Source organism: Tessaracoccus flavescens (assembly GCF_001998865.1).
GTDB classification, from domain to species: domain Bacteria; phylum Actinomycetota; class Actinomycetes; order Propionibacteriales; family Propionibacteriaceae; genus Arachnia; species Arachnia flavescens.
The window spans coordinates 3,136,946-3,161,662 of the sequence record NZ_CP019607.1 but is presented as its reverse complement, the minus strand read 5'-3'; the positions used below and the strand labels follow the sequence as shown (position 1 = coordinate 3,161,662).

25 protein-coding genes are annotated in these 24,717 nt (G+C 67.9%); 8 read left to right on the top strand and 17 right to left on the bottom strand.

Going from position 1 to position 24,717, the window contains the following annotated elements:
• The gene (locus BW733_RS15330) at nt 1-897 is read right to left on the bottom strand and encodes a T3SS (YopN, CesT) and YbjN peptide-binding chaperone 1 (RefSeq protein ID WP_077351823.1); all 897 of its coding nucleotides are present in this window, start codon (nt 895-897) and stop codon (nt 1-3) included.
• 118 nt (nt 898-1,015) lie between these two features.
• On the opposite strand from BW733_RS15330, the gene BW733_RS15325 reads away from it, so the two are divergent.
• The 4 genes from BW733_RS15325 to BW733_RS15310 all read left to right on the top strand — a co-directional run bounded on the left by BW733_RS15325 (nt 1,016) and on the right by BW733_RS15310 (nt 4,893).
• Complete coding sequence (locus tag BW733_RS15325) at nt 1,016-2,221, top strand: TIGR04053 family radical SAM/SPASM domain-containing protein (protein WP_237268231.1); 1,206 nt, start codon at nt 1,016-1,018, stop codon at nt 2,219-2,221.
• 99 nt (nt 2,222-2,320) lie between these two features.
• The gene (locus BW733_RS15320) at nt 2,321-2,923 is read left to right on the top strand and encodes an alpha/beta hydrolase family protein (protein ID WP_077351819.1); all 603 of its coding nucleotides are present in this window, start codon (nt 2,321-2,323) and stop codon (nt 2,921-2,923) included.
• Nucleotides 2,924-2,975: 52 nt separating this feature from the next.
• A complete protein-coding gene (locus BW733_RS15315; protein WP_077351817.1) occupies nt 2,976-3,887 on the top strand; it encodes an AEC family transporter in 912 nt (303 codons plus the stop codon).
• A 106-nt stretch (nt 3,888-3,993) separates the two neighbouring features.
• Nucleotides 3,994-4,893, top strand: coding sequence for an aldo/keto reductase (locus tag BW733_RS15310; RefSeq protein ID WP_202970225.1), 900 nt, complete (start codon nt 3,994-3,996; stop codon nt 4,891-4,893).
• Between the two features lie 4 nt (nt 4,894-4,897).
• Here the strand turns inward: BW733_RS15310 and BW733_RS15305 are convergent, their stop codons facing one another.
• Entirely contained in the window at nt 4,898-5,248 is a 351-nt protein-coding gene (locus BW733_RS15305) for a cobyric acid synthase (protein ID WP_077351815.1), read from the bottom strand.
• The gene (locus BW733_RS15300) at nt 5,214-5,414 is read right to left on the bottom strand and encodes a hypothetical protein (protein ID WP_077351812.1); all 201 of its coding nucleotides are present in this window, start codon (nt 5,412-5,414) and stop codon (nt 5,214-5,216) included. The genes BW733_RS15305 and BW733_RS15300 overlap by 35 nt, the downstream gene beginning before the upstream one ends.
• A gap of 176 nt (nt 5,415-5,590) precedes the next feature.
• Here BW733_RS15300 and BW733_RS15295 point away from each other — a divergent pair, with 176 nt between their 5' ends.
• Together BW733_RS15295 and BW733_RS15290 are read left to right on the top strand one after the other, a co-directional pair.
• Nucleotides 5,591-6,073, top strand: coding sequence for a DedA family protein (locus BW733_RS15295; RefSeq protein ID WP_237268230.1), 483 nt, complete (start codon nt 5,591-5,593; stop codon nt 6,071-6,073).
• A 43-nt stretch (nt 6,074-6,116) separates the two neighbouring features.
• On the top strand, nt 6,117-7,166 hold the full coding sequence (locus tag BW733_RS15290; RefSeq protein WP_077351810.1) for a magnesium and cobalt transport protein CorA: 1,050 nt from the start codon (nt 6,117-6,119) through the stop codon (nt 7,164-7,166).
• Nucleotides 7,167-7,263: 97 nt separating this feature from the next.
• Here BW733_RS15290 and BW733_RS15285 read toward each other — a convergent pair whose 3' ends face one another.
• Nucleotides 7,264-7,644, bottom strand: a complete 381-nt coding sequence (locus tag BW733_RS15285; RefSeq protein WP_077351808.1) for a PLDc N-terminal domain-containing protein — start codon at nt 7,642-7,644, stop codon at nt 7,264-7,266.
• A gap of 107 nt (nt 7,645-7,751) precedes the next feature.
• The gene (gene ilvD / locus BW733_RS15280) at nt 7,752-9,593 is read right to left on the bottom strand and encodes a dihydroxy-acid dehydratase (protein WP_077351806.1); all 1,842 of its coding nucleotides are present in this window, start codon (nt 9,591-9,593) and stop codon (nt 7,752-7,754) included.
• 353 nt (nt 9,594-9,946) lie between these two features.
• On the opposite strand from ilvD, the gene BW733_RS15275 reads away from it, so the two are divergent.
• Nucleotides 9,947-10,618 (top strand): SPFH domain-containing protein, encoded by a 672-nt coding sequence (locus BW733_RS15275; RefSeq protein ID WP_077351804.1) that lies wholly within the window; start codon nt 9,947-9,949, stop codon nt 10,616-10,618.
• A gap of 61 nt (nt 10,619-10,679) precedes the next feature.
• Here the strand turns inward: BW733_RS15275 and gnpA are convergent, their stop codons facing one another.
• The 7 genes from gnpA to BW733_RS15240 form a co-directional block, all read right to left on the bottom strand.
• Nucleotides 10,680-12,881, bottom strand: a complete 2,202-nt coding sequence (gnpA, locus tag BW733_RS15270; RefSeq protein ID WP_077351802.1) for a 1,3-beta-galactosyl-N-acetylhexosamine phosphorylase — start codon at nt 12,879-12,881, stop codon at nt 10,680-10,682.
• Nucleotides 12,882-12,997: 116 nt separating this feature from the next.
• A complete protein-coding gene (locus BW733_RS15265; protein WP_077351800.1) occupies nt 12,998-13,804 on the bottom strand; it encodes a sulfurtransferase in 807 nt (268 codons plus the stop codon).
• 550 nt (nt 13,805-14,354) lie between these two features.
• Nucleotides 14,355-14,642 carry a bactofilin family protein gene (locus BW733_RS15260; protein ID WP_077351798.1) on the bottom strand — a complete coding sequence of 96 codons (288 nt, stop codon included), beginning with the start codon at nt 14,640-14,642 and terminating at the stop codon, nt 14,355-14,357.
• A gap of 9 nt (nt 14,643-14,651) precedes the next feature.
• Entirely contained in the window at nt 14,652-16,673 is a 2,022-nt protein-coding gene (locus BW733_RS15255; RefSeq protein WP_077351797.1) for an AAA family ATPase, read from the bottom strand.
• A gap of 34 nt (nt 16,674-16,707) precedes the next feature.
• A complete protein-coding gene (locus tag BW733_RS15250; RefSeq protein ID WP_077351796.1) occupies nt 16,708-16,977 on the bottom strand; it encodes a hypothetical protein in 270 nt (89 codons plus the stop codon).
• 7 nt (nt 16,978-16,984) lie between these two features.
• The gene (locus tag BW733_RS15245; RefSeq protein ID WP_077351795.1) at nt 16,985-17,230 is read right to left on the bottom strand and encodes a DUF2188 domain-containing protein; all 246 of its coding nucleotides are present in this window, start codon (nt 17,228-17,230) and stop codon (nt 16,985-16,987) included.
• Between the two features lie 317 nt (nt 17,231-17,547).
• The gene (locus tag BW733_RS15240) at nt 17,548-18,735 is read right to left on the bottom strand and encodes a competence protein CoiA family protein (protein WP_077351794.1); all 1,188 of its coding nucleotides are present in this window, start codon (nt 18,733-18,735) and stop codon (nt 17,548-17,550) included.
• 138 nt (nt 18,736-18,873) lie between these two features.
• On the opposite strand from BW733_RS15240, the gene BW733_RS15235 reads away from it, so the two are divergent.
• On the top strand, nt 18,874-19,452 hold the full coding sequence (locus tag BW733_RS15235; protein WP_077351793.1) for a DUF7255 family protein: 579 nt from the start codon (nt 18,874-18,876) through the stop codon (nt 19,450-19,452).
• 27 nt (nt 19,453-19,479) lie between these two features.
• Here the strand turns inward: BW733_RS15235 and BW733_RS15230 are convergent, their stop codons facing one another.
• The 5 genes from BW733_RS15230 to BW733_RS15210 all read right to left on the bottom strand — a co-directional run bounded on the left by BW733_RS15230 (nt 19,480) and on the right by BW733_RS15210 (nt 24,660).
• Nucleotides 19,480-19,989: a hypothetical protein gene (locus BW733_RS15230; protein ID WP_077351792.1), complete on the bottom strand. Its 510-nt coding sequence runs from the start codon at nt 19,987-19,989 to the stop codon at nt 19,480-19,482.
• Between the two features lie 305 nt (nt 19,990-20,294).
• Nucleotides 20,295-21,515 carry an IS256 family transposase gene (locus tag BW733_RS15225; RefSeq protein ID WP_077353062.1) on the bottom strand — a complete coding sequence of 407 codons (1,221 nt, stop codon included), beginning with the start codon at nt 21,513-21,515 and terminating at the stop codon, nt 20,295-20,297.
• Between the two features lie 289 nt (nt 21,516-21,804).
• Nucleotides 21,805-22,797 (bottom strand): tyrosine-type recombinase/integrase, encoded by a 993-nt coding sequence (locus BW733_RS15220; RefSeq protein WP_077348568.1) that lies wholly within the window; start codon nt 22,795-22,797, stop codon nt 21,805-21,807.
• Nucleotides 22,790-23,725, bottom strand: coding sequence for a tyrosine-type recombinase/integrase (locus BW733_RS15215; protein ID WP_152024508.1), 936 nt, complete (start codon nt 23,723-23,725; stop codon nt 22,790-22,792). Before BW733_RS15215 ends, BW733_RS15220 begins: the two co-directional genes overlap by 8 nt.
• On the bottom strand, nt 23,722-24,660 hold the full coding sequence (locus tag BW733_RS15210) for a tyrosine-type recombinase/integrase (RefSeq protein ID WP_077347052.1): 939 nt from the start codon (nt 24,658-24,660) through the stop codon (nt 23,722-23,724). Before BW733_RS15210 ends, BW733_RS15215 begins: the two co-directional genes overlap by 4 nt.
• Nucleotides 24,661-24,717 lie beyond the last annotated feature (57 nt).

Sequence of the window (24,717 nt, the reverse complement as noted above, 5' to 3'; positions counted from 1 at the left end):
TCAGGATGATTGGAAGGTCGTCCTGCCACCGAGCCGACTGGCCAGCTCGTCGTCGATCCCGTCGGCGATCTGGCTGAGGGCGCGCAGCGCCTGATGCAGATGGGCGGGGACGAAGGGCTGAGCCGCGACGGAGAGCTGCACGAAGACGCGATCGCGATGCAGCGAGAAGCGCCCGAACCGGGATTCGACGTTGAGGTCGTTGAGCACCTCGCATGCCCGGGAGCGCCCACTGACGTCGTGCACCAGCGGAGAGAAGAGCACGAGCTCGGCCGCGTCGGGCGTCGAGCGGAGGAACACCATGGTCGAGCCGACCCGGATCGCCACGTCGCCCTGCTCGTTGCGCAGCGGAGGATGGCCGAACTCGCGACGCAGCACGGCGTCGACCAGGTGGTCGAGCTCGATCCGGCTGCCCGTGCGGAGCGACATCTCCTCCCGGCTGAGCGGCCTCGGTGCGAGCGGCGTCCACTCCCCCTGCACCTGCAGGATCTCGGCGAGCTGGTCCGGTTCGAGGAAGATCGGGTGCAGCACGCCGAAGACGTCGGCGAGAGTGTCGGTGGAAAGCAGCGCGAGCTCGGCCGAGGACTCCTGGTCGACGGCGGTGTGGAACAACGGCTCGGCGTCGGTCGGCTCGTTCCAGCCGAGGCCTGCGAGCAGCTCACCCTCGCGATCGGTCGCCCGGCCGGCCGCCGAACCTGTCACGTAGGCGGAGATCTGCTGCGGCGCGGTGATCGAGAAGCGGATGCCCGGGCGCGGGGCGTCATCAGAGGCCGACGCGACCGAGATCGTCAGGTCGGCGGTGGCATCCATCACCGACAGCACCTCGTCGAGGCGTCGGGAGAACTCCTCCCACGCCTCCTTCTGGGTGCTGTCGAAATCGAAGTCCTTGTAGTCGCTCACGCATGTACCTCCGAATCCCAACCTAGTACACGACGAGCGGTCGCGAGTACGACCGTGGTGCCGTCACAAATCGACCCTGAAGACAGCAGTCAATACGACGTTTCGTAGTATCGCTGGGGTGAACGAACACCCTTCCCACGTCCACCCACACAGCGCGCGCAAGGGAGTGGTGCGGACCCTGCACCACGCCGCCGAGGAGCGTCCCCATGTGCTCGTGTGGGAGGTCACCCGCGCCTGTCAGCTCGCCTGTCGCCACTGTCGTGCCGACGCCTTCACGCGGGCCGATCCGCGGCAGCTGACCACCGAACAGGGCAAGGCCCTGCTGGACGACTTCGCGGCATACGGCACGCCCCGCCCGATCGTGATCCTCTCCGGTGGCGACGCCTTTGAACGCGACGACCTGGAGGAGCTGATCAGCTACGGCACCTCGATCGGCCTGCCGATCGCGCTCTCCCCGTCGGTCACCCCGCTACTCACCGACGAGCGGCTCGCCTCGGTGCGTGAGGCAGGCGTCAAGGCCTTCTCGATCTCGCTCGACGGCGCGACCGCGGCCACCCACGACTCGTTCCGCGGGATCGACGGAACCTTCGACGACTCGCTCGCCGCGGCCGAGCTCGTGGTGCGCCACGGTTTCCGGTTCCAGGTCAACACCACGATCTGCCGCAACAACCTGCGCGAACTTCCGCAGATCCTGCAGACGGTGAAGTCCATGGGGGCCGGCATGTGGTACCTGCTGTTCCTGGTGCCTATGGGCCGCGGCTCGAACCTCGAGGCGCTGGATCCGCAGGAGATGGAAGACGTGCTGCACTGGCTGCACGACGTCTCCGACCGGATCGCCGTGAAGGTGACCGAGGCGCCGAACTACCGCCGCGTCGCCCTGCAGCGCGACGACGCACGGAGCGCGGGTCTCCCCATGCCGGAGACGGGGGCCCTGCACGCCTGGTTGACCGAAGAGACCGAGCGACTGCTCGGGCCCGTCACCGATCGCCGCCCGCCAAGGCCGCCGATCGGCGTCAACTCCGGGCGCGGGTTCGCCTTCGTGGATCACATCGGCGACGTCTACCCCTCCGGCTTCCTCCCCTACCGCTGTGGTTCGGTCAAGGAGCAGAGCTTCCGCGAGATCTACGCCGAGGCGCCGATGATGCAGGCCCTTCGCGACCCGTCGAGCTACTCGGGCAAGTGCGGCGTGTGCGAGTTCAACTGGATCTGCGGCGGTTCCCGCGCCCGCGCCCACGCCATGCTCGGCGACCCGCTCGCGAGCGACCCGACCTGCGCGCACCAGCCGGAGGCCTGGGTGGCGATGCAGACAGCCCAGGCCGACTGAGGCCGGACGCCGGTCGCCGGGTACCCGTTCCCCCGGCGGCTCGGGACGACGACGACGCTCTGCCCGTGCGGCTGGCCCTCGACGCCTAGGATCAGCGGCATGGAAGAGCTCACCGTCGAAACCGCCAACGGCCCGGCGAAGGTCCTGCTCAGCGACCCCGAGACGACGGCGCGTGGACTGCTCGTTCTGGGGCCGGGAGCAAGCGGTTTCATCGGGTCGGGCGACCTGGAACTCGCCTGCCGCGTGGCACTCGGGCGCGGTATGGCTGCCGCCCTCGTGCAGCCTCCCTACGCGGTGGCCGGACGGCGGGTGCCTCCGCGCGGAACGCAGACCGACGAGGCGTTCACCGCCGTGACGGCCGGCCTGAGGTCGCGCCTTCCGGACGGCCCGCTGATCACAGGCGGCCGCTCCTATGGCGGGCGGGTCGCCTGCCGGACCTCCGAGGTGACCGGGAGCGACGGTGTCGTCTGCCTCGCCTTCCCGCTCCAGCCGCCGAAGGGCAGGCCGTCACGCCAGGACGAGTTGAGCGCGGTCACCGTGCCGGTGTTGGTCGTCCAGGGCGAGTCGGATCCCTTCGGCATGCCTGAGCCGCCGGCCTCGGGCGAGATCGTCGTCGTGAAGGGTGACCATTCCCTGAAGGCGGATGCGCCCCTCATCCGCGAGGCCATCGGCCGCTGGCTGGACGCCCGCCTGGCCATCTGACGCACGGCGGCCGGCCACGGATCGCCGCGCCCGGCGGCACTAGGCTGAGCCCATGTGGTCGGCGCTCGAGGGGTTCAGCACGATCGCCATCGTCGTGGGCGTCGGCTACCTGCTCGCCCGGACGCGCGCCGTCGGCCGCACAGCGGGGCGCACCCTCGGTGACGTCGCGTACTTCGTCGGCCAGCCCGCGCTGGTGCTGGTGGCGGTCGCCGAGGCCGACCTCGACCGACTGCTCGGCGCACACGTGATCGCCTTCGGCATCGCGTGCGTCGGCACCGGCCTCGCCTTCGCCCTCGCGGCCAGGAGGTTCCTCGGCGCGACCCGCGCGGAGGCCACGATCGGCTACCTGACCACCAGCTACGTCAACGCAGGCAATCTCGGCATTCCGATCGCCGCCTACGTGCTCGGCGACGCGGCCTGGGCCGCGCCCGCGATGCTGCTGCAGGTGCTCGTCCTCCAACCGACGGCGGTCGCCATGCTCGAGACGACGCCCACCGGGCGGGGCCACTCCGTGCTGCGCAGCTTCCTGACCCATCCTCTCGTGCTGGGTGGCGCGATCGGGCTCGCGGTCAACCTCAGCGGATGGGAGCCGCCGTCGCTGATCTGGAGTCCGATGGGCCTGCTCGCCGACCTCGGCATCCCGACCATGCTGCTCGCGTTCGGGATGTCGTTCCACTGGAGCCCGTTGCCGTCTCTGCGCAGGCTCACCCCGATGACCGTCGCGGCGATCCTGGTCAAGGTGCTCGTCGTACCTGCCGTCGCCCTGGGCGTCGGTCTTCTCCTCGGGCTCTCCGGTGCCCCGTTGAAGGCCGCCGTCGTGCTTGCGGCGCTGCCCACCGCCCAGATCGTGTTCGTCCACGCCATGCGCTACCGGACCTCGACCTCGCTCGTGCAGGCCACGACGCTGTGGTCGACGCTCTTGTGTGTGCCGGTGATCCTCGCGGCGAGCACCCTTCTCCACTAGGTACCCCCCAGGCGGGATATCGTCTCAGCGAAGAACGAGCGTCTCGAGAAGGGCACAACAAATGAGCAGCATGAGGACAGTTCCCCTCGGTCACGACGGACCTCAGGTGCCAAATGTCGTGCTGGGGCTGATGCGGATCGTCGACAAGAGCGACGAGGAGATCCGCACCCTTGTCAGCACGGCCCGGGACTCGGGGATCGACTTCTTCGACCACGCCGACATCTACGGCGGGCGGGACCATGCCTGCGAGGAGCGGTTCGCCGAGGCCATGCGCCTCTCTCCTGCCGAGCGCTCCGAGATCACGATCCAGACGAAGTGCGGGATCGTCACGGACGGGCCCTACTTCGACTTCTCGTATGAGCACATCATGCGGCAGGTCGAGGGGTCGCTGCGCGCTCTGCGCACCGACTACATCGACGTCCTGCTGCTGCACCGCCCGGACGCACTCGTCGAGCCCGACGAGGTGGCCCGCGCGTTCGACGAACTGGAGGCCGCCGGGAAGGTCCGCGCCTTCGGCGTCTCGAACCACACGCCGCGTCAGATCGATCTGCTGCGGACGGCGGTGCGCCAGCCGCTCGTCGCGAACCAGCTCCAGCTCTCGATCACGCACTCCCCGCTGATCGCGCAGGGGATCGCCGCGAACATGTCCGACCTTGACCAGTCCGTCGTGCTCGACGGTGGCGGCCTCGTCGAGTACTGCCGGATCAACGGGATCACGATCCAGGCCTGGTCGCCCTTCCAGGGAGGCTTCTTCACCGGCGTCTTCCTCGGCTCGGACGAGTACCCGGAGCTCAACGCCGTGATCGACCGGCTCGCCGCCAGGTACGACGTTCCCGCGATCGCGATCGCCACCGCCTGGATCACGCGGCACCCTGCGGGGATGCAGGTCGTGCTCGGCACCACGACGCCCGAACGCGTCGCGGGCGCGGCGCTCGGGTCGGACGTCCCACTGACCCGGCCCGAGTGGTACGAACTGTTCCGCGCGGCCGGGCACCGCGTGCCCTGATCCGTCACCTGGCAAGCGACAGGAGCTCGTCCACCTCGACGTGACGCTCGATGGCGTCGGCGATGGTCTCGATCATGGCCTCGCGCGCCGCGGCGAACCCGACCCCGTCGTCCGACGGAGACCAGACGCGGCCTGCCTGCCTCGCCACTTCGCGGAGCCAGGCGCGCCGGAACCCGTCGGACTCGAGCGAGCCGTGCCACATCGTTGCCCACACCGACCCGACCCGTACGCCGTCGAGGAACTCCTCGTCTCCGGGCCCGCACGCGGCGCGTCCGTGGTGGATCTCGTAGCCCGAGACGGCCTCGCCCCGCCACCGCCCCTCACGTCGGGGTGGCGTCCCGGTGCCACCGGGCAACCTCCAGCGCGTCCTCGCCGTCGATCCACATCCCGTGCAGGTAGGGCAGGACGCCGAAGTTGCGCAGCCCGGTCCTTCTGCTCAGGTCGTCGAGGCCGGGCTCGAGGATCGAACGGTCGCCGCGGAACTTGTTGATGACGTAGCCGGCGATCAACAGGCCCGTCATCGGGGAAACACCAGCCACATGCGCACGACGCTGTCAGCGCCACTCACGCCGGGCGGGGCCCAGAGCCCGAATGCGATGGCCGACGACATGGAGCGATTTCGCGACACGGAGTCTCCCAGAATCCCGGATAGACTGGAGACTCTGCCCACCACCTGTCTCGTCACGCGAGGAGAGCCGTGTTCAATCCGATGACGTGGGATGCCCCCTACCTCGTGGTGGTGGTAGCTCTCTTCGTCATTGTGATGCTCCGGGCCAACGGAACCTACTGGCTCGGCCGCGGCATGGCGGCGGGCGCGGAGCGCACCCGGCTGGCGCGAATGATCACCACCCGGCACTATGCCAACGCGACCCGCTGGCTGAACCGGTGGGGAGCACCGGCGATCTCGCTGAGCTTCCTCACGATCGGCATCCAGACCGTGATCAACCTCGCCGCCGGGGTCGCGCGGATGCCGCTTCGGCGCTACCTTCCCGCCGTCACGGTCGGCTGCGTCGCCTGGGCGTTTCTCTACGCGACGGTGGGCTTCATCGGATGGGCGGCCGTGGTCAAGCTGTGGCAGTACTCCCCCGCCGCGCTGGTTGCCGTGCTGGTGGTCGCTGTCGGCGGCATCGTCTGGGCCATGGCCCGACGCGACGCGACCCCGAAGGTCGCGGCCGAGTAGGTCGCCCGGCGGTAGTCTGAGCCCGTTCCAGGCAGGAGGCGGGATGTACGAACACGCTGAGGCAGCGGCCGGCTCGTCGATCGTCGACGCCGGCATCTACGTCGACGGTCACCGGGTGGCGAGTCCCACCACCTTCGCCGAACTGTTCGAAGGGCTCGACGCCCATCCCGACGGCTTCGCCTGGGCGGGCCTGCTACGCCCGACGCATGAGGAGATGTCGCTGCTGTCGAAGCAGTTCTCCCTCAGCCCGCTGTTGGTGGAGGACGCAGTCACCGCCCATCAGCGACCCAAGTTCGAGCGCTACGGCGACACCGCCTTCCTCGTGCTGCGCGCGGCCGACTACATCGACCGGAGCGAGTCGGTCGCCTTCGGCGAGCTCCACACGATCGTCGGTGACCGGCTGGTGATCACGCTGCGACACGCGGCGACACCAGACCTCTCCCAGCTCCGCGACCAACTGGAGGCGCACCCGCACCTGCTCGCCATGGGTCCACGCACCGTGCTGCTGCATCTGGTCGACCTCGTCGTAGACGAGTACCGCCCCGTCGTGCTCGGCATCGAGAACGACGTCGACGAGATCGAGACCGAGGTCTTCGGTGGCAGCACGAACGTCTCGAAGCGGATCTACCAGCTCTCGCGTGAGGTGATCGACTTCCAGCGCGCCGTCCGGCCGCTGCGCGACATCATGGCCGACCTGCGCGCCGACCAGCTCCTGTCCGACGCACCGGAACGGGTGCTGCAGGAGCTCCGCGACATCGAGGACCACGCCATCATCGCCGACGAGCGGGTGGAGACCCTGCGCGAGGCCCTCAAGGGAACCCTCGACCTCAACCTCTCGCTGCAGACCCAGCGCCAGAACGAGGAGGTCACCAACATGACCGCGGCGAGCCTGCGCCAGGCCGAGGACTCGCGCCGGATCGCGGCCTGGGCAGGCGTGCTGTTCGTGCCGAGCCTCGTCGCAGGGACCTACGGCATGAACTTCACCAACATGCCAGAGCTGGAATGGCCCTTCGGCTACGCCTGGGCGCTCGGCCTCATGCTGGTCACGGGAGTCGCGATGTACTTCGTCTTCAAGTGGCGCAACTGGCTCTGATCGCCTCACCCCGGAGCGGAAGAGCCAACTGGGGGAAGCGTGTCACCGTCTCGGTGCCTGGCTCGAGGGCCCGCTGCGGCACTTCCCGTGCCTCACATCAGGTCTCGGCCGCCTCGCCGTGCATGCCGAGCACCTCGCCGGTCATGCAGGGCATGCTGGTCAGAGCCCGGTTCATGTGCAGGATGCGTTCGAGCGCTGGGCTCGCGTGGGCCCCCTCGGGGACGAGCGGAAGTCCCTCGGTGTGGCGCTTGATGACCTCGTCGCTCTGTTCCTGGATCTTCTGACGGCGTCCCCGCACCCAGGGGCTCCCGATGAGCCAGTAGAGCGGGAAGCCGATGACGGGCAGGAAGAGGATCAGCAGCAGCCAGGCCGATGACGATGACGGGCGGCGGTTCTCGGGAACCACCCCGATGGCGATGATCTTCATCACGTACTCGACGATCACGAAGATCGTGGTGAGCCACTGTGGAAGCGTCATGTGCCCTCCTGGTCCGCTCCGCCCGATCGTATCGGGCACCCGGGAGGAGCACGGCGCCACGCATGCAGAGAGCCCGGCGATCCGTGGATCGCCGGGCTCGTCAGCGGTCAGTCGAGCTTGCGGGCCGCGCCCTTGTCTGCCGACTGGGCGAGCATGCCGAAGATCTTCAGCGCGGTCGACACTTCACGCTCGCGGTCCTTCGGCGCCCACCCCTCGGCGTCACGTCGGGCGCGGCGGGCGGCGAGGGTGTCGTCGTCCACGTCGAGCCGGATCAGCCGATCGGGGATGGAGATCGTGATCTGGTCACCGTCCTCCACCAGGCCGATCGTGCCTCCGGAGGCCGCCTCCGGGGAGACGTGTCCGATGGACAGCCCGGACGAGCCGCCCGAGAAGCGTCCGTCGGTGACCAGCGCACACTTGGGCCCGAGGCCGAGCCCCTTCAGGTAGGACGTCGGGTACAGCATCTCCTGCATCCCCGGGCCGCCCTTGGGGCCCTCGTAGCGGACGATGACCACGTCGCCCGGCTGGACCCGCTTACCGAGGATCGCCTCGACGGCCTCGTCCTGGGACTCGGTGACGATGGCCTTGCCGGTGAAGGTCCACTGATCCTCGGGGACGCCCGCCGTCTTGACGATGGCCCCGTCGACCGCGAGGTTGCCCTTGAGGACGGCGAGTCCACCGTCTGCGGTGTACGGGTGCTCGGTGGAGCGGATGCAGCCGCCCTCCGAGTCGGTGTCGAGGCTCTCCCACCGGTTGGTCGAGGAAAAGGCCTCGGTCGTGCGCACGCCGCCCGGGGCCGCGTGGAACAGTTCGATGGCCGCCTCGCTCGCGGACCCGCCGCGGATGTCCCACTCCCCCAGCCAGGCGCTGAGGCTCGGCGAGTGGACGGCGCGGACGGACTCGTCGAGTTTCCCGCCGCGCTTCAGCTCACCGAGCAGCGCGGGGATGCCGCCGGCGCGGTGGACGTCCTCCATGTAGTACTTCGGGGAGTTGGGCGCGACCTTCGCCAGGCAGGGCGTGACGCGGGAGATGGCGTCGATGTCGTCGAGGTCGAAGTCGACGCCGGCCTCCTGGGCGGCGGCGAGCAGGTGGAGCACCGTGTTGGTCGATCCGCCCATGGCGACGTCGAGCTTCATGGCGTTCTCGAAAGCGGCCTTCGTCGCGATGGAGAGGGGAAGCACCGACTCGTCGTCCTGGTCGTAGTACGCCTTGCAGAGCTCCACGATGAGGCGCCCGGCCTCCTGGAAGAGGCCCTTGCGGGCGGCGGCGGTGGCGAGGGTCGAGCCGTTGCCAGGCAGCGCGAGGCCGATCGCCTCGAGCAGACAGTTCATCGAGTTGGCCGTGAACATGCCCGAACAGGACCCGCAGGTCGGGCAGGCGTTGGCCTCGATCCGGCCGAGCTCGGCGTCGCTGACGTTGGGGTCGACGGCGGAGACCATGGCGTCGACGAGGTCGAGGGAGCTCTCGACCGTTCCGCCCTCCTTGACCACTGCCTTTCCCGCCTCCATCGGGCCGCCGGAGACGAACACCGTCGGGATGTTGAGCCGCAGCGCGGCGAGGAACATGCCGGGGGTGATCTTGTCGCAGTTGGAGATACACACGAGGGCGTCGGCGCAGTGCGCGTTGACCATGTACTCGACCGAGTCGGCGATCAGCTCGCGGCTCGGCAGCGAGTAGAGCATGCCTCCGTGGCCCATCGCGATGCCGTCATCGACGGCGATCGTGTTGAACTCACGGCCGATGCCGCCGGCCTCTGCAATCGACTCGGAGACGAGCTTTCCCATGTCGCGCAGGTGCACGTGACCCGGCACGAACTGGGTGAACGAGTTGGCGACGGCCACGATCGGCTTGCCCCAGTCCGAGTCCGTGACGCCCGTGGCGCGCCAGAGGGCGCGCGCGCCCGCCATGTTGCGGCCATGGGTTGTGGTGCGGGACCGAAGCGCCGGCATGGTGAAACCTCCAGAGGTTGGCTTGTCTGCACAAGGTTACCCGCGTGTGAGGAAAACCCGATCCGCGTTCACGCTGCGCGGACGGCTCCTGCCTCGGCCCTCGGGACGCAGCCCGGCGGGTCTGGGCCCCGCGTGACGCACCCGATCGGTAACCTGAACCCCGTGCCCGTGTCTGGGCGGAGGCGCTGTGGCGTGACCCGTTCCCACATTGGCGCGGGGACGTCCCTGCACAGGACAGTTCTCACTCCGGGCTCCGTGGCCCGGCACCACGCGGAGGCGCCATGCACCCGACCGAGGGTCCGCGCCCCGCCGACCGGTCCACGGAGCCCCCGTAACTCTTCGAGGAGGACCACATGCGGCTCAGCATGTTCCACGTCACGGTCGATCCGTTCGAGGTCGTCGTGGCCAGCGACGACGGTGGGCGGGTGCAGGTCCTTCCGCGAGGGAGGCACCGTCGCGACCGCCGGGGCAGCTACGTACCCGTCTCGACGGCCCGGCGGCTGATCCAGCTGGCCCCGCAGGAGATCCCGACGGCCGACGGCGCCCAGGTGAAGGCCACCGCGGTGGCGGAGGTCACCGTCGTCGACCCGGTGCTCGCGCTGAGTTTCGAGCAGCCCGAGCAGGTGATCTACCTTGCCGTGCAGCTGGCCATGCGTGACGCGTTCGCCGACCTGGAGGTCGCGGAGGTGGCGAAGGCCGCGCGTCACGATCCGGCGCTGACCCAGCGGGTGCTCGACGCAGCCGTCGCGGCAGGAGCGAGGGTCGGCTACGAGGTCGCCTCGGTGGCGGTCAAGGACGTACTGATCCCGGCCGAGCTCCGGGCGGCGACCATGGCGCTGATCACGGCGAAGGCGCAGGGGCAGGCGCAACTGGAGGCGGCGCGAGCCGAGACGGCAGCACTGCGCACCCTCGCCAACGGGGCGAAGATCCTGGAGGACCACCCCGCCCTCGCGAAGTTGCGGATGGTGCAGGCCATCCCGATGGGCTCGTCGCTGAGCCTTCGCGTCGACGACGGGGCCGATTAGCCGCGCCGCCATCGACGACGAACGCCCCCGACCGATCGGTCGGGGGCGTTGCTGTCTGGACTCAGGCCAGGTCGATCCAGCGCGATTCCATCGGCTCGAGGTCGAGCTGGAGCTCGCGGAGCTCGCCGTCGCCCTCCAGCCCGCTGGTGCGCCCGGTGAGGGTCGTGCTCGCGGCCCCGGTCAGGTTGTTCATCACGAGCGCCTTGCCCGCCTGCTCGAAGACGGCCACCTCCACGCCCGGGTTGGACGGGATCCACTGGTGGTCGAAGTCGGCCTCGCGGTCCGCGGCCCAGTAGATCGCGCGGTGCAGCAGGCGTGCGTTGTCGTGGCTGTAGGGAAGGCCGGCGATGTAGACGCCGCGGCCCTCGCCCGCCTGGTTTGCTGCCAGCTCGACCGAACGGTTCTGCAGGCGCAGGATCGCCGTGTCACGGGTGGTGGCGAAGATGTCGCCTGCTCCCTCGCCCACGTCGAGGGCGCCCTTGAGGTCTGCGGTGATGAAGTGCTCGGGGGTTTCGACCGGGTAGCGGTCGCTCGACTGGGAGAAGCCGAGCTCCTTGTCTACGCCGAGGACGTCGGACAGCTGGAAGTAGGCGCCGCCCTTGAGCACGGCGGTGGGCTCGCCGATGCCGATCAGGCCGCCCCCGTTGCCGACGAAGCGGCGCAGGACGCCCTGGAGCTCGGGGTCCAGCCAGGTGTCGCCGCCGGAGAACGCGGTGCCTGCGGCGCCGACGTTGAGCACGACGTCGAGGTCGTCGAGGCGACCGTTGATCGCATCCTCGAAGGAGACGAACTGAAGGTCGAACGGGAGGCCGGCGAGGGACTCGAGGACGCCGAGGTAGGAGTAGATCTGCTTGTACCAGAGGGCGTGGGCGACCATGTGCGTCTGCCACTTGCGCAGCTCACCCCAGGCGTTGAGCACGCCGACGCGGATCGTGGAGCGCTCGGCCAGGTGGCCGTGGCCCACCTCGTGGATCGAGCGGAACTCGTTGGCGATCTGCTCGATGCGGGCCATGAAGTCCGGGAACTGGACGGCGAGCGAGAGGTAGCCGCCGTAGCCGATCCGGTCGAGCGGCTTGCGGGAGATCGCGCGGCGGGCCTGCAGCCAGGACTCGTTCGCCTCACCGAGCGGATCGCCGCCGGGCTTGAACACGTCGGGGAAGAAGTACGGGAGGAAGCGGCCCTCGGTGTACTTCACGCCGGGGATGTCGGAGATCATGCGGCAGGTGGCGGCCGATCCGACCGACCCGACGACGCCGTCCATGCCGGTCTCGGCGAAGTACTTCCCGTAGGGTTCGGTGCCCATCCAGGTGTCACCGAGGAACATCAGGGCTTCCTTGTCGAACTCGTGGACGATGTCGACGAGTTCCTTGACCCGGGCGCACACGAAGCGGCTCTGGAAGTCGATCCAGTCGCGGAAGACCTTCGTCGGGACCCGGAACGAGTTGTTGTAGTAGCCCTCGTCGATGAAGTCCTCGGCGCGAAGCTTGTACCCGTACTCGGCCTCGAAGGCGTCCATCGCCAGCGGCGAGACGGAGGCCGAGTAGCCGAACCAGTCGACGTACTTCTCCTTGCCGAGGTCGTTGAACACGAGGGTGAAGTGGTAGAAGAACGTCGTGAACCGCACGACGTTGACCTCGGGGCGCTCCTCGCACCAGGTGCGCAGCGAGCTCATCATGAACTCCCACGCCTCGGGGTGGCGCACGTCGTAGCCGATCTCACGCACGCGCGTCGGATCGTTTTCCCAGTTGTTGGTCGTGTAGTTGTACATCTGGGTCGAGTCCCAGACCTGCCACGACAGGAAGCTGACGGTGTAGACGTGGAACGCGACAGGCTCGGCGATGGTGACGGTGACGTCACTTCCCTCCCCCGTCACGCTCCATCCCTCGACGGGGACGACCTCGCCGGTCGTGCGGTCGATGACCTCCCACCAGCGCTGGTAGTCGCCCTGGTCGGGCTCGACCTGGAGGGTGTAGTAGCCCTTCATGATGTCGATCGCCAGCGGCTCGGCTGACGGGGCAGTGACCCGCTCCGACATCAGGTAGAAGCGGGGACGGGCGTCGAGGTGCGCGAGGGCGAACTCCTGGTTGCCACGTGCCGGGAAGTAGGTCTCGTAGACCTTCACCCCGAGCTGCGGGGTGATCTCAGGAAGCCAGGTTCCGTCCGAGTTCCGCACGGCGTCGGCGCCGAGCCGGGAGAGGAGGCCTGGAAGCTGGTCGCCCATGCCCTGTTCGATGGGCAAGGTGACGCGGCCTGTGGTCGCCATTGAGTACTCCTTAGGAGAAAGTCGCGCGTGTCGAGGAATTCGTCACGAGCCTACCCGTGACCGCTCCCAATGAACCACCGAGTTTCGCACAATGCCCGAAAAGACTGCTCAATCGCTCAGACTGATTCGTCACCCGTGGCGACGGGACGCCCGCTCGCGCTCCACGCCGACCACGACCCGGGAAACAGCCGACCGCGGCCCAACCCGGCATACTCCATGGCGATCAGGTTGTGACATGCGGTGACACCCGATCCGCAGTAGGAGATGACGTCCTCGGCTGCCTCGATGCCGGAGAACCGGTCCCTGAGTTCCTCAGGCGTGCGGAACCGGCCGTCCTCGGCCAGGTTGCCACCGAGCGGCAGGCTCCTGGCCCCCGGGATGTGTCCGGCCTTGGGGTCGATCGGCTCCGATTCCCCTCGGAACCGCTCCGAGGCCCTTGCGTCAATGACGATCCGCCCGTGAGCGGTCTCGTCCATGGTGGCCAGCGCGTCGGCGGGCCAGGGGCGAGGGGTGAATTGGGCGATCTCCGGCACATCCAATTCCTCGACGAGGTCTCCCTCCCATGTCTTGAGGCCGCCGTCGAGCAGCGCGGCGTCGTGGCCGAGCAGGCGCAGGAGCCAGACGAGGCGTCCCGCCATCGCTCCCCCGGCATCGTCGTAGGCGACGACCACGGAGTCGTCGCCGATTCCGCTGGCCGCCATTCCTGCGGCGAAGCGGGTCGGGTCGGGCAGCGGATGGCGTCCGAGTTCGGGGCTGGCAGGATCGGCGAGCACAACGTCCATGGCGATGAACCGCGCCCCCGGGAGATGCCCCGTCCGGTAGGCGTCGACGCCGCGCCTCTCGTCGAGGTAGTGCCGCACGTCCGCGATCACCGCCTCGGGATGCGCCTCGAGCCAGGCCTGGTCGACAACTGGAGGGATCATGACGCAAGCCTAGGCCACGCCCCCCAGCTCACCACAGGCGAACCCCCACGCGCAGGAGCCCTGTTCTCCACGTGTCGGGCGCGTCGCGCGATGAGTCCCGTGAAGCGCTCGGCGTCGGTCCCGGAGCGAAGAAGACTGGCCTCGATGGACGCCGGAGCCGGCACGTTCCCGGACGCTGTCGGCACCACACAAGGAAATTCACCCGAATTTATGGTTTCATCCTTCGGGACTGACCCCCTGAGGGGATAGCCTGACCACTGGTGTCCCTCACCACATCGGGTCCACGACCCGGTGGGAAATCGAGTCGATCAAAGTCCCAACGACTCGCCGAACACGAATCGTGGAACTCCAAGGCCAAGGGCCCGCCTCCCAGCGGGCCCTTGGTTTGTCTCCGGCCCCGTTCTGCCGAGCGGTGCCGCCCCCGGAGCCGGCTCCCCATCGAAACGGGAGAACGCGAAACGGCCCGTCCCGATCGGGGCGGGCAGTCTGGCGTCAGGCGATCAGCTGTCGAATCTCATCCGAATGTCACTCCGAATCTCACGATGACGCGCTACCGGCCCACGTGGGCACCCCGGGCGACCGTCAGGCCGCCGCCGGTCGCACGTCCCACCACCATCCCTGCCACTTCGACTCGTCCGATGGCTGTCAGGTGGCCAGAGACCATGCCATGGACGGTCGCGGTCGAGCCCTTGCCGACTGTGAGGTCGCCGGTGATGGTGCCGTGGAGTTGCAGGTGCGCTCCGTGGGTGACCGTGCAGTCCCCTACCCACATGCCGTGGAGTTGAAGGTATTCGGTCAGCGTGGTGCGGTTTTCAATCTTGCCGTTCTCGGTGCGCATGAGGACTCCTTAGTCGAGGGCCTTGTTGGCTGCGGCAACGAGGGAGGCCCAAGCGGCGCGCTCGTCGTCGGTCAGTGCTTCGGTGCCGTTGTCGGCGAGCCAGCGGGTGAACTTGCGGGCCAACTTCCACTTGGAGACACCGGTGTGTTCGGCGGTCAGGATCTCCATGATGGGGCGGGTGGGCTGGTCGGCGATGGTCTGAACGCTGTCCCAGCCGAGTTCGTCGCGCGCCACCGTGGCGAGGCTTGTGCGCAGCAGGTCTTCGATCTCGGAGCGCTGGACGCCGTCGACGTGGTCGCCCGTGCGCAGGATGCGCTTGTCGGACAGGAGTTGCCAGAGGGCTTCCTGCTCGGCGGCTCGGTCTCCGGCGGCGTCGGAGTCGAGGAGTGCTGCGACCTTGAGGTCTTGGCTGGTCAGGATGGTGCTGTAGTAGACGACCTTGCTCGCGCTTCCGGCGGGCACGATAGCGGTCCCTTCGGTGAGCGCTGCCTCGCCGTTTGCGCCGAACGCTGCGTCGAGGGCTTCGATGTAGAGCAGGTCGGTAACGCCTTCGACGACGAGGTTGCGCTGGTGGGTGAACATGCTTTGGGCGAGGTCGTACCCGAGCGCGGCCTGAAGCGGGTAGATGGACTTCGGGTCGTCCACGGCGAGTCGGGTGTGGACCTTGGTGCCGTCGTGACGTTCCTTCATCTCGACGATGCGGACGAGGTCGAGTTCGTCTGCTCCGACCATGAACGGTGAGTGCGTCGTGTAGATGATCTGGTTGCCCTCGGCGAGGCGCGAGACCGTCTTGCGGAACTCCTGCTGCTTGAGGGCGTGGAGGCTGAGTCCGGGTTCGTCGAGGAGCAGGACGGCGTCCTTGAGGCTGTCTCCGGCCTGTGCGTGGAAGACGACGAAGAAGGACACCAGCCAGCGGAATCCTTCGCTGCGCTGGTCGAGTTCTACGGGGTGCCCGAGTTCGTCTTCGACGAGGGTCTGGAGGTACTGGCCGTCGACTTCGAGGCGCAGGGTGATGGTCTCGTCGTTCCAGACTCGCCGGATTTCCTGGGTCAGTCGGGCTCCGGCGGCGTACAGCGCCTTCTTGCGCTCTGCGACGCGACGCTCGTGGGCTTCGAGTTCGGTCTTGTACTTCTGCTGGGCGTTCACGTCGTTGTCGTAGTTGTGGCCCTTCTCCGGGGCTTCGGAGGCCATGTCGGACAGTTCTCGGGCCGTGAATCCGAGGAACTTGAGCAACTGGAGGTTGCCGAAGTCGTAGGCCAGGTCGAGTTCGCCGGACGCTTCTCGTTCTGCGAGCCGGTCGAGGTGGATGCGAGGGCGGACTGCGAAGTAGGAGGAGAAGTAGACGAAGGGCGGCATCTTGTTGAGGAGGTGCTGGCCCACCTTCTCCAGTGCCGCGCCCTGCTTGTACAGGGCGTTGAGGGTGTCCCAGTGGCCCTCGGCAGCCGACCCCTCAGCGAAGAGTGGGAACGCTTCGTCGAGCAGCGCCTTGAGCCCCGAGGCTGCTTCTCCTTCCAGCGGTACCGAGTCGCTGTAGTTGTCCCGCCAGTCCTCGAACTTGGCTCCGACCTTCTTGGCGTCGTCGTCGGTCTGCTTCCTCATGGCGGCAGCCAGTCGCAGGATGGTCTTCTCTGTGTCGCCGACGGTGGGGGCCTTGGGGAGCCCGATGGTGCGGTAGGTGCGCCGGCTGTCGAGGTAGGAGGTCATCTCCAGTCGGATGTTGTCAGCACCATCGGGGAGGGCAAGTCCGGCGAGATCCTTATCTTCGGGGCGCATGGTGACGATGGCGACCGGCAGGTCTGCCTGCTTGAGGTTGCCACGTCGGATGTCGTCGACCAGTCCTGCGGGTGCGTCGTAGAGCCAGTCAATCTTGGTGGCGTCCTTGGCGCGGCTGGCCTGCTGGATGCCGCGCAGGATGGCGGTCTTTCCGGCTTCGTTGATGCCGACGAGGATCGTCTTGTCTGGCTCGACCTCGAAGGTGCCGCTGTCGATGACAGAGCGGTAGTTGCGCACTCGCGCGGACTCGATCCTCATGGGTAGTGTCCCCCTGTTTGGCGTGGTTGTTGGGTCAGTCGGTGGTGAGTCGGCCGTCGACCATCACGACCCGCTTGCCCTCGCTGATGGCCTGCGCGACGTTGGTGAGGTCGGGGTCGGTGATGCTGGCTCCGGCGTTGCCCGCTGCCCATCGCTGTGTGAGTACGGGCTTGATGATGTCGACCGGCTGGCCTGCGTACTCGGCGTGGATGCCGTCGAGGATGGGCTGGAATCGAGCGGACATGGCCTTGACCGCCATGTCGGCGATGGCCTTCTCGGCTCCGGGGTTCATCTTGAAGGTCACGGCTGGCTCACTTCTTGTCGCGAGGCGGGAACGGGTCGTTGCCGGGGGCGATGGTCTTGGAGTCGCGGATTTTGCCGTCGCGTCCGTGGATGACCGTCTCTCCACCTCCGGCGTTGCGGACGATGCGGTCGGAGGCCGCGATGGCGTCCTTCTGCGTGTCGAAGTTGCCGCTGGCGCGCTGGGCGTCGGGCTTGGCGACCCTCCAGGACCCGTCGTCGTTCTGGGTCACGTGGCGGCGGTTGTCGTTGCTCATTGCCTGCTCCTGTCGAACTCAACTGGGGGAAGGTAAGGGGAGCCGCCGACAATCCGGTTGCTCTTGCCAGTCGTCATCGGCAGGCTCACCGCGTGGTCGTACGGCGTGTCTCCACATGACCGGCGAGAGCCGTCGCTAACGTGCAGTGCACCGCCGGTGAGGCGGTCTCCGGGTGTTCCGGGCATACAGGCTCCCCAAGGCCGTTGGCGTGGGGAAGAAGCGCCGGACGTTAGACGGCGCGGACGCGTCGCCACCTTCAATGGTGGCCGCTCCCCTGCGCTCAGCCTGCGCGACACGCCGTATACGTGCTGGCAAGTTCAGAAGCCGCCGAACATGCGGCTGACCGCCTGGTGGACGCTGATGCCGCCGGGGACGCCGACCGGGGTGACCGTGGCCGTGGCCCCTGCCCAGCCCGTAGCCACGGCGTCTGCTCGTGTGAGTTCGTCGATGACCGAAGCGGGTGGGACCGGGCAGAGCCCCTCGTCTCCGGCGAGGCACCAGTGTGGCTGGCGCACTGCCGTGGGAGGCAGCGTCGCCTTGGTCTCGTGGTCGGAGCCGTAGCGGAACTCGTTGGCGACGAACATCTCGCCGCAGGTGGCGTTGCAGTGGGGGCAGATGAAGGCCATGTAGTGGGTCTCGCTGGTCTTGGTGTACCGGCGGCCGAGGCGGGCTGGGGTCACGCCCATCGACTTGGCGAGCCGCTCCCCCGCCGCACGTACGTCCGGCTCCGTCTCGGGCCGTTTCTCTGGGAACGTGCCGACGCCTCGACCCCGAGAGGCTTCGCCACCACAGCGACCGCGAACTCTGATCTCGTTGACGTACCAGACACCGAAGTCCTTCTTGCACCGGTAGCAGTCCATCGCAGCACCTTCGACGAGTGCCTCGGCAGGCTGTCCGGTGGCGTAGTAGTCGCGGTGCTGCCGGCGGCGGGTCAGGAGCCGCTCCACGGCCTCGGACAAGGGGAGTTCGGTTCCGCTGATGCGGAGGGTGGCTTCGCCTTCGTCGCTGATGGTGAGCGGGAAGACCGGGAGGTTCTTGTCAGTGACCGGTAGGTGGTCCGCGTGGCGGGCGAACCAGGCGATGGAGGCGATGCCTGCGTCGCGGTAGCGCTGTTGGCGGTGGCGGTACTTGTCGAGGGTCTGGTTGCTCCACTGAACTTCGAAGGCGACGGGGACCCCATCGCGGGTGGCCATGACGTCCGCGATCCATCCGTCGCCGCGTGCTTCGGGTTCGGCTTCCCACCCGGCAGCGATGATGGCGTTGACAATGATCGCCTTGGCGAGGAGGTGCTGGGCGGTCTCCCCCGCGCTGCATCCGTCGCCGCCGGGCTTATGCGCGAAGTAGGCGGTGCCGAGTTTGCTTGTCTTCGCCAGGCCCGGCCAGCCGCACGGCATCGTGATGGCGCGGCGCTTGGCCCGTACGTCTTCCTTGAGGGCAGCCCACTCCTCCTCGGTGAGAAGGCTGCTGACCACGCGGTCCCCGTCGACCAGTCCTGACAGTGGCATCTCGACTCCACCTCCTGCGTGGGTTCTATCGGTCATCACCGACAGTCGCTTGATGCCCGAGGGTCCGGGCGCGGAGACCGGGATTGCAGTGTTCCCGAGTCGCAACCTACTGACTGCCGTGTGTGGTTTGCTGCGTGCATGCCGGTCGGAGATTGCGAGAGGGAGTTCGCGGCGGCTGCGGAAGCCGACGGGATTGCACTTGGGCGTGCTCGGGTGCCGTGGCTGAACCAGCGCGGCCACCTCGGGCTGCCCGAGCAGGCCGACTCGGCGCGTCGGGTCCTGGCCGACATCTTCAGCGCGCTGCGCGGGGAACCCGAGACTCAGGCGGCGAAGCGGTTGACGGCGCTGCCCGGGGATTTCGTTCATGAGCCGACGGGCACGTTCATCGAAGTGGACGAGTCCCAGCATTTCACCACTCATCGGCTGGTGACGTTGGACTTCTATCCGAGCGGCTGGCCGCTGGGGTTCGACATCGGGGAGTATCGGGCCTTATGCGCCGCCTGGTCGCTGCAGTCGGACAGGTACCGCGCAAGCAAGGCGGCGGTCGGGTTCGGTGAGGGCGGTCGCCAGCGGCAGCGTGCCTACCACGACGCGCTGCGAGACCTCGTTGTTCCCGCGATGGGTCACCCTCCGGTCATCCGGGTGCCCGCGCCCGACCGGGATGGTCGCGCCGCCTACGGGCGGCTGCGCGTGCGGCTCATGCGGCTGCTCGGCTGACGGCTTGGCGTCACGACACTCAGGCTGCTATTCGGTGAGCCCCAGTTCGTTCTGCAGCGCAGCCAGGTCCGCCATCTTGGTGCGGGCTTGGTCGCGGGCGTGGTCTCGTGCGCGCGTGAGCAGGAGTGGGATGAGGCGGGTGCGCCAGGTGGGCAGGTGGACGTGCCCGCTGGTCGTGCCGCCGTGGGCGAACTCGTCGCGGAAGACGGTCTCCGGGGTCTCTGGGTCGTCGAGGTCTGCGCCGACTACGGCCTTGAATGCGGCCCTGAGGAGGCGGTTGGTCTCGGCCGCGTCCGAGGGGATTGCGGTGGTGGAGAGATGCTCCTTGAGTGCGGCCCAGGCGTGAGGGTCGCCGCGCAGGCCCCATTGCTCGGGCTCGGGGATGAACAGGCTGCTGAGCATGGCCGGTTCCCCCATTTGGGCGGCCACCCGAGCCCACTTCGCTTGGGCGAGCGCCTGGTCCTGGTCTCGGAAGGCGCGCACCGCCTCGGCGGCGTTCATCGCCTCCCAGTCGCTGCGGCGCTCGCGGTTACCCATGCCTTCAGTATGCGTCGAGGAAGGCAGGTGCGGCGTTGTTGCTCTTCCGCTCGACCGGCTCGGCGATCAATACTGTCGACCAGCGGGTGCTCCCGATGCGCGGTCAACGGGCGGACCGGGACACCGGCGGATGGACGCGAGGGGAATTGACAGGCTCTTCGGCCCAACCAGAATGGCCCGGAGCATTGTCGAAGGCGAGCCGGGTCGACCACGTGGCCCGAGCCGTTGTTGCAGGCGGCTCGGCCCCGCACAGTGCTTCACCGTCGGACAGGGGTCTGTCAGTTTCTTTGTGTAAGTGGTCATGGCTAGTTGATGCCTAGGCGGTCGCCGTAGGTCATGGCCAAGACGTTGAGGATGTTCTTCCAGCCGGCGATCTGGCCGGTCGGGTTGGGCCGGTTCGGTTCCCGGTGCCGGATGCTCAGGTAGAGCACTTTCAAGGCGGCTGCCTCGTCGGGGAAGTGCCCCCGCCGTCTGGTCGCGGCCCGGAACCTGGCGTTGAGTGACTCGATCGCGTTGGTCGTGTAGACCAGTTTGCGGATCTCGGCAGGGAACGCCAGGAACGGGACGAACTCGGCCCACGAGCTGCGCCACAGGTTGATCATCGCGGGATACTTCGCCTGCCAGACCTCGGTGAACTCCTCGAACAGGTACTCGGCTTCGTCGATCGTCGAGGCGGTGTAGATCGTGCGCAGCTGGCTGGTGATCTTCTGCCAATGCTGCCGCGACGAGTAGCGCAGCGAGTTGCGCACCAGATGCACCACGCAGGTCTGCACCACAGCCAACGGCCAGATCGACCCGATCGCCTCGGGCAACCCTTTGAGGCCGTCGCAGCACACGATGTATGCGTCCATGATGCCGCGATTCCTGAGGTCTGTCAGCATCGTCATCCACTGTTTCGCGCCCTCCCCACCGGAGGGACCGACCCAGATCCCGAGCACGTCACGGATCCCGTCGAGATTGAGCCCCATCGCCACGTAAACGGGCCTATTAGCGACGTTTCCTTCCCGGATCTTCAAGATGATCGCGTCGATGATGATCACTGGGTAGATCCGGTCCAGCGGACGGGCCTGCCACGCCTTCAGGTCCTCGGCGACTTTCGCGGTCACGGTCGAGACGGTGTCGCGGGAGATGTCGGTGTCGTAGACCTCGGCCAGATGCGCGGCGATATCGCCGGTGGTCATGCCCTTCGCATAGAGGCTGATCACCTGCTCATCGAAGCCCAACAGGCGGCGTTGGCGTTTCGCGATGATCCGCGGCTCGAACGATCCCTCCCTGTCTCGGGGGACCTGGACGGTCACCTTCCCGACCTCGGTGGTGACCGTCTTGGGTGTCGATCCGTTACGGGAGTTGCCCCGGTTCCGGCCCACCGGGTCGTGTCTGTCGTAGCCCAGATGCACGCTCATCTCGGCCTCGAGCGCGGACTGCAGGACCTGCTTCGTCAACGCCGCCAGCAGCCCGCCCTCGCCCGTGAGCGCGATCCCTCGCTCGCCGGCGGTCGCGACCAGATGCTCAGCCAGCTCTGCCATGTCAGGACCCCGAACCGCCGGCACCGCCGGCTCGAGCTCAGGGTGCTCATTCTGCTCGTTCATGAAGTGATGCTCCGTTCCCCACGAGCCCTGCCCGCGGAGCCACGCCACCACCACTTACACAAAGTGGCTCTTCACAGAAGTGAGTGGATCAGGGGTCTGAACCCGCCAGCGTCGAGTAGGCATCTGGCGACGGTATGTCGGCCTGTGGGTTATGTTGACCGGCTCGGTGAGCGCCGTGGCCAGGCGGGCGTGAACGGCTGAGCCGGTCAACATAACCATCGCAGTGTCAGCGGTTCTTGAGGAACGCGATGAGAGCGTCGGATGCCTTGTATCGGGCTGGTGGCCGCTCGTCGAGCGCGGGGACGCGTTCGAGGGTTCGTCGTTTGAGTTCGAGGTCGGCGTGGAGGTAGATCTGCGTGGTCTGGATGTTCGCGTGCCCGAGCCAGAGCGCGATGCTCGCGGTGTCGATCCCGGCGTGCAGCAGGCTCATTGCGCAAGTGTGCCGCAGCGTGTGCGGCGTGACGTTCTTGTCTGTCAACGAAGGACACCTCTCGGCCGCGGTCGCGGCGTGGCGGGTAACGAGCTTCCCAACGGCGGCCCTGGTCAGGGGTGTCCCGGCGTGGGTCGGGAACAGTGGCCCGTCCGGTACGGGTGGAAGCTCGCCGAACCAGGCGTTGAGGAGTTGGACGGTGTTCTTCTGGAGTGGGATCACGCGTTGCTTGCGGCCCTTGCCGATGCATTCGAGCTGGCTGTGCGGGCCGATCTGGATGCTGTCGACGCGCAGGCTGGTCAGCTCGCTGACGCGGAGTCCGGTTTGGATGCCCAGGTGCAGCAGGAGCCGGTCACGGCGCCCCAACCAGGTGCCGGTGTCCGGGGCTGCGATGAGGGCTTCGGCCTCGGCAGCGGTCAGGAACGACACGAGCGTGGTCTTGGTGCGTTTCGCGGGGATCGCGAGGACTTGGCTGATCGTCGCGATCGCGTCGGGTGCCCGGTAGCTGGCGTAGCTGAAGAACGACCGCAGCGCGGCCCGGCGGGCGTTGCGGGTCGCGGCGGAGTTCCCGCGCTCGGTTTCCAGATGCTGGAGGAATCCGCCGATCAGGTCCGCGTCCAGATCGGCCAGGGTCAACGCCGACGGGGCGATCCCGGTGGCCTGCTGGGCGTAGGTCAGCAGGAGCCGGAACGTGTCGGCGTAGGCGGCTTTCGTGTGCGGGCTGGCGTTCAGGTGCCGGTCGAGCTTGTCGGTGAAGAACCGTTGCAGCAGCGGCGCGAGGTCACTCATCGCCGGCCCCGTTCGCTTGGATGCGCTCGACGAGGGCCGCTGCCAGTTCCGGGGTGTTCGACAGATACCAGTAGGTCGCTTCCGGGCCGACGTGTCCGAGGAACGCCGACAGGACCGGCATCATCTGATCGACATCACCACCAACACGGATGTGCTCGATCAGAGTGGTCGTGGCGAACGTGTGCCGGAAGTCGTGCAACCTCGCCGCCGGTCCGGTCGGACCGCCGGCCAGCCCGGCTGCCTCGCGGATCTCACGGAACGTGTTCCCCGCGGTCGAGCGGGCGATCCGGGTGCCCCGCCTGGCGACGAACACCGCTGTCGTGGCCCGGGTAGGGAACGTCCGATCCCGGAGCCGCTGGTATCGGCGGATCGCGTCCATCGTGGACTTGTGTAGCGGGACGAGCCTGGACTTGCCGAACTTCGTGTCGGTCACCTTGGCCCAGCCGCTGCCATCACCGGCGTCCTCGTCGGTGGTGATGTCGTCGTCGTTGAGGTTCCGGGCCTCGCTGATCCGCATCCCGGTCACCGTCAGCAGCCCGAGCAGTGTTTGCCAGGACGCGGCCCGGACCTGCGGGGTCAGCCTCCCCGCCGCGGCGAGCAGCGTGTCGATCTGGTCGCTGGTGAAGATCAGCGGGCGAGGGCGATGAGCGCCATAGGGGCGCCCGTCGAGGATCGGGACCTCGGTCGCGGGGTCGAACCAGGCGACGTGCTCGGCGAACTGGCGGACGTAGTTCAACCGCTCCAGCACCGTGCCGCGAGAGAACTGCGCCGCCCAGGCGATCACCAGGTCGCGACGGATCGTGGGCTCGCCAGCCTCTTCCATCCAGCCCACGAACCCGTCCAGCGCCTTGCCCGGCGCGGTCAGCTTGAACCCGAGTGCCCGCCGGGTCGCCAGGTAGTCGTCCAGGAGGTCGCGTAGGCCGTTCATCGTGACCACCTGCCCGATGCCGTTGCCGGCCACTCGGTGACCAGTGCGCTCAGCCGGTTCTTGTCGACCTTGGTGTAGATCGCGGTCGTGCGCAGGTGAGCGTGGCGTAGCAGCCCTTGAACCTCTTGCAGGGTCGCCCCGGAGGCGAGCATCCCGGTCGCGAACGTGTGCCGCAGCCGGTGCGGGCCGAACTTCTCCACCCCGGCCTTGACGCAGATCTGCCGGACTGTCCCGCAGACACCGTTCGCGGTCAGCGGCTGGACCGGGTCGATCACAGTCCAGAACACTTCCTCGCCAGCAGTCCGGCCTCCGCGGCCGTGGAGCACGTAGTCCTCCAACGCCTGCCCGACATCCTCGGGCAGCGGCAACTCGTCAACCCTGTCGCCCTTCCCACGGATGCGCAGGGTTCCGGTGCGCCAACCGATGTCGCCCAGCCGCAGGCCGGCGATCTCGCAGGCCCGCAGGCCCAGACCGGTCAACAACATCAGGATCGCCCGGTCGCGCATCCCCTTCGCCGACCGCAGATCGAGAGTGCCGAACAACGCCTCGATCGTCCCGGACGGGACCGGGTCAGGGATCGACGAGAGCCGCCATGCCGCCGCGTGAGGCACGACCCCGGAGAAGTCCTGCCCGGTCCGCCCTGACCGGTGGCAGAACTGCAGGAACGAGCGCAGCATCACCAGCTGCTTGCTCAGGGTCGATGCCTTCAGCCCGCGTGCCGCTTCCAGGTTCACCCACTGCGTCAGCATCGCCGCAGTCAGCGTCTTCAGCGACTGATCGACCGGCGCGGGAAGCCACTCCACGAACCCCGCGACGCGGGCGGTGTAGGCAGCAGCGGTGCCCTCTTGCGTGGACCGTTCCCGCAGCAGCCACGCTTCGAACTCGTCCAGCACGTCCCGCGCGTCAGCGCGGCACTGATCACGATGAATCACCATCTTGGTCCTCCTGACCCGAAGCCAGGCGATCCCAACGATCGCCCGGTCAGATCAAGC